Origin of the sequence: Pyrinomonas sp. (genome assembly GCF_040289685.1) — a bacterium.
In the GTDB taxonomy this organism is placed as follows: domain Bacteria; phylum Acidobacteriota; class Blastocatellia; order Pyrinomonadales; family Pyrinomonadaceae; genus Pyrinomonas.
Genome location: NZ_PSLQ01000104.1, coordinates 1 through 4,478 on the forward strand (window position 1 = coordinate 1; position 4,478 = coordinate 4,478).

A 4,478-nucleotide genomic window follows, 5' to 3' on the forward strand; every position below is an offset into this window, starting at 1 on the left:
TCGGCCCGGATGTTCTCTCGCCGCGTTCAGGTCCCGGTCATGCACCGCCCCACACCCGCAGGTCCAGACCCTTTGCGAGAGGGTCAGGTGTACGTGGTCGGGCATGACCTCAAGCGCGATGATTTCCCAGCCCAGTTCCTCGGCCTTCTCCCGTAGTAGTTCCTTCAGCCGTTCCCCCAACGCTCCTACCAGCACCTTTCTGCGGCGCTTGGGACACCACACAAAGTGGTAGCGCAGCAGGAAAACGGAGGTGTCGCTGCGTTTGTAGGGCGCTGGCACTACCACAGTATAGCACGCTTGCTGCCCACCATGTTATGTGCCCCTGCGGGCACGTGGGGGAGTCCATCTATCCCACTCCTGAAGGGGATGGGTTTTATAGCTCCCCCACACCCCCTCTTTTCTATAAAGGGGGTGCTTTGGAGGCAGCTCTCGCGCCGCTCGCCGGACCACCTTTGGCGGCACGCCCGAATGGAGATCTGGCGTTCTTCGGCCTCGGTCCTTGCACACAAAAGTCCGACAAGTGACGGACGCTCAATCCTCAGTTCCATCGATTTTAAGCGGTGGGTTCTGGTTTCGCACGATTCGGGGTCTGACGATCTCGCTGCGGCCTTCGCTCAAACAGCGGGCAAAGGCTCGATCGCCCCCTTTCGACTGAAGATGAGATCCAACCACATATTGGATTGCTTCTCCTGTACCGAGTTCATTCGCAGACGGCTGCTGAGATTGTTGAAATCGACCTCATCGAGTTTTTGGTCTTGATTGAAGCAGGAGAAGACGAAGCATTTCTCTTCGCCCGTCAGCGGATCGACGTGGCGCTGCAAGCACTGCGCGCAGATCTCCTTCAACATGCACTGCATCGGACTGTTGATTGAGCCGATCGCCACGTGCGCCCCCTTCAGGTATGGTGCGAGCACCGTGTGGCGCGCGCGCTTGACCGCCGCCATCATCCCATCCGAACCGATGACGATGATGCGATCGACTTCGCGTAAATCGAACAGCTTGCGGCCCAGCCGTCCTTCCGCATAGGCGCGCATCGCTTCGACGATGTTGCCGCGGAAGTGCCGGTCTTGCGGTCGCTTCGGTTCGATCTCGCAGCCGGCGTCGGTCGCCCAGATGACCTGATCGGTCGCAGCCTCGATCTCCTCGCGTTTGAAGAGATCCTCGCCGCGTCGGTAACCGGCGAAGTAGATGACGCGGCAGCCGTTTTCGCGCAACGCGCGCGCGATCGAAAAGAGCACGGCGTTGCCCAATCCGCCGCCGACGAGCATGACGGTTTCGCCTGCCGGGATTTCGGTCGGCGCGCCCGTCGGCCCCATTACAACCACTTGCTGGCCCGGTCGCAAAAGCGCGCAGAGGCGCGAAGAAGCGCCCATCTCGAGCACGATCAGACTGAGCAAGCCCCGTTCTTTGTCAACCCATGCGCCCGTCAACGCCAAGCCTTCCATCATCAAGCGCGTCCCTTCGATCTCGGGCGCGTCGGCCTCGTAATTCTGCAAGCGATAGAACTGGCCCGGATGGAACTTGCGCGCTTGCATCGGCGCGCGCACGACGACTTCGACGATGGTCGGCGTCAGCCGTTCGACGCGCACGACGCGCGCGATCAGCTCTTCGTCCAGACGTTCGATGAAGCGCTTGAAATCGAGTTCGCGCGCCGTCCGTTCTTCAGGCTTGAGGGCGGCGATTTCGTCGGCGAAGAGCGCCGCCACCTGCTCGTAGCCGTGTTTGGCCGAAGCCATCGCCTTAACGACGTTGCCCGCGTAAGCCGGATGGTTGTCGCCGTAAAAGGTGATGAAATGCTTATCGCCGTGCTCGTATGAGGTGAAGAATGCGGGTTCGCCTTTCAAGGCGCGCACGAGGTGCCAGTTCCCATCTTCATCCCGCACGGCCTTGTGCGGCGCAAAATAGGCCCCGCGCTCATCGAGCACAAAGGTCCCTGGATGCTCCTTCTCGTAGGTGATGTTCGGGCTCGTGCCCGCCGCCACGCACACGGTGCGCGCCGGGAGGCGGAGCAGTTCCCCGCTCCTTTCCCATTTGCCTTTTTCGGGATCGAGCCTCAAACGCTCGAAGACCACCGCCTCGACTGCGCCGAAGCGGTCCGGCACGGCTTCCACTGGGTTCATGTTTTCGATGAAGTTGATCCCCTCTTCGAGCGCTTTGGCGACCTCCTCGTGATTCAAGCGGTAGGCGGGCGAATCCTGCAACCGACGACGATAAACGATCGACACGCCGCCCCACGCGCGCACCAGCTTGACGAAGTCGGGCTGTTCGCCTGCCGCCGCGGCGCGTCTGCGCTCATCGCGTATGGCGCGCCCATGTTCGAGGAATTCGCGGTAGATTTCGCGCTCCTCTTCATCAAACATCGCCCAGACACGCTCTTCGCCGAACTCGGCGACCAACCTCTCGTGCCGGTCCAACATTTTCTCGACTTGAACGGGATAGTAAGCCGCCAGCTCCGTCGCCGTATCGACCGCCGTCAAGCCGCCGCCGATGACGACCGCTGGCAAGCGCACTTGCAGATTGGCGAGCGAATCGCGCTTGAAAGCTCCGGTCAATTGCAACGCCATCAGGAAATCGGACGCCTGACGGATGCCGCGAATCAGATTGTTCTTCATCTCGATGATCGTCGGGCGACCAGCGCCAGCCGCGATGGCGATGTGATCGAAGCCGAGCGCCCAAGCGTCCTCGATGGTGAGCGTGCCGCCGAAACGAACGCCGCCGTAGAAACGAAAATGGCGACGGCGCGCCAGCGTCAGATGGATCATCGTCAGGAAGTTCTTGTCCCACCGGACCGTGATGCCGTACTCGGAGACGCCGCCGAATCCGGCGAGCACGCGCCGGTCCAGTTCGGTCGTGATTTCGCTTATCTCCCGAATGGGACGCGGCGGCCTCGTCCCATCCCAGAGCCACTCCGGTTTCAGCGGTTCGATCTTTAACCCGTCGATGCCGACGACGCCGAACCCTTCGTTCAAAAGGTACTGCGCGAGAGTGTATCCGGCAGGGCCGAGACCGACGATGAGCACGTTCTTGCCGTTGTAAGGGAGCGCATACGGGCGCTTGGCGTTGAGCGGATTCCAGCGCGTCAGCAGCGAATAGATCTCAAAACCGTACGGCAGTTTGAGAACGTCGGTAAGGACGCCCGTTTCGACCTGTGGGATGTTAACCGGCTCCTGCTTCTGGAAGATGCAGGACTTCATGCAGTCGTTGCAGATGCGATGTCCCGTCCCCGGACACATCGGATTGTCGATCATCACGAGCGCGAGCGCAGCGATGCTATCGCCCTCGCGCTTGAGCGAATGCATTTCGGAGATCTTCTCATCAAGCGGGCAACCTTGAAGCTCAATGCCGAGCGGATTGCGCTTTGTTGAGCCATCGCGCTCGCGGATCCCTTTGGAGCAAGAATCCTTGCCGCGCTCGTGGCAGATCAAGCAGTAGTGGACTTCGTCGAGCACTTGGCGCAGCGTGCCACGACGGTCGGTCAAACGAAACCCGTCGCGCCGCCGCAGATGTTCTTCGAGTCCGCGCATCAATTCGGGTAGATCCTCGCGCGGGCGTTCAATCTTGACGAGATTCGCGTAGTCGAAATGGTGCGGCGAGCGGAACGACACCCAATCGCGCACGCGCGTACGCGCTTTAGCCGCGCACATGCCCGCCCACGCCTCAATGAGACGAAGCGCCGCGCTGACGAAATCATCAGGGGCGCCGCCGTCCCCCAATCGCTTCATCACCCTACAAGCTGCCGGAGCAGAGCGTGCGACTACGGCGTGCGCTTTGGCGATCTCCGCCGGCGGCGGCGCCTTCTGTTTGCGGCTCGTTTCGAGCGCCTTCTCCCAATCGAGCAAACGAACGGTGAGACGCGCGACTTTCAACTCCTCATCCTCGCTGAAATCTTCGGGCAAGAGCGAGCGACCGAGTTCAGCGAGTGCCGCGCTTAGCTCCTCAGGGTCGAAGGCAGCGACCTTTTCGGGCGGGAAATTTTTCATCGCGCGTCGCGCGACGAAATACTTGAAAGCGAAAATCGGGTCCTGCCGCTTGACGGCTTCGATCTGCTCGTTTCTTTCCTCTTCGAGGCGAAATAGACGCGCAATGAAACGCGAAAGATGCGGCGCGGCGGCGGTCAACAGGTCTGACTCGTCTTTGCCGCGGAAAGCCTCGCCGCGCGTGCGCACGTATTTCATCAGGCGGCCATGAAGCTCCTGATCTTCTTGCGCCACCTGTGCGTAGAAAGCCTCGGCCAGATCACGTAGGCGTTCCGGTCGGTATAGATCGGCGTAGGTGAAGCCCGCGATTCCCAGTTCCGCATCCTCCGCGAGCGTGAAATCGCGCAGACCATGATTCTGTTCGACGATAACATCCTGCATGAATGAACGATCCGCCATTTGAGGTTTATTCTCTGTTCTCTATTCTCTATTAACCTGAAAACGAACGCACGCGAACTTGTAAGTATAACATTTCACGAGCTGCGGCGCGAATCGCCAAAG

General features: G+C 60.4%; 2 protein-coding genes. Both read right to left on the minus strand.

Annotation, left to right across the window (positions count from 1 at the left end; all coding sequences use genetic code 11):
* Positions 1-279: IS200/IS605 family transposase (gene tnpA / locus C4334_RS14240; RefSeq protein ID WP_352432756.1), on the minus strand; the 279-nt coding region annotated here is incomplete at its 3' end.
* Positions 280-614: 335 nt separating this feature from the next.
* The gene (locus tag C4334_RS14245) at positions 615-4,376 is read right to left on the minus strand and encodes an FAD-dependent oxidoreductase (RefSeq protein ID WP_352432754.1); all 3,762 of its coding nucleotides are present in this window, start codon (positions 4,374-4,376) and stop codon (positions 615-617) included.
* Positions 4,377-4,478: the final 102 nt, after the last annotated feature.

What these genes read in the sequence shown, in the direction of transcription:
- C4334_RS14245 (WP_352432754.1), bottom strand. Translation starts at nt 4,376, where the DNA reads ATGGCGGATCGTTCATTCATGCAGGATGTTATCGTCGAACAGAATCAT.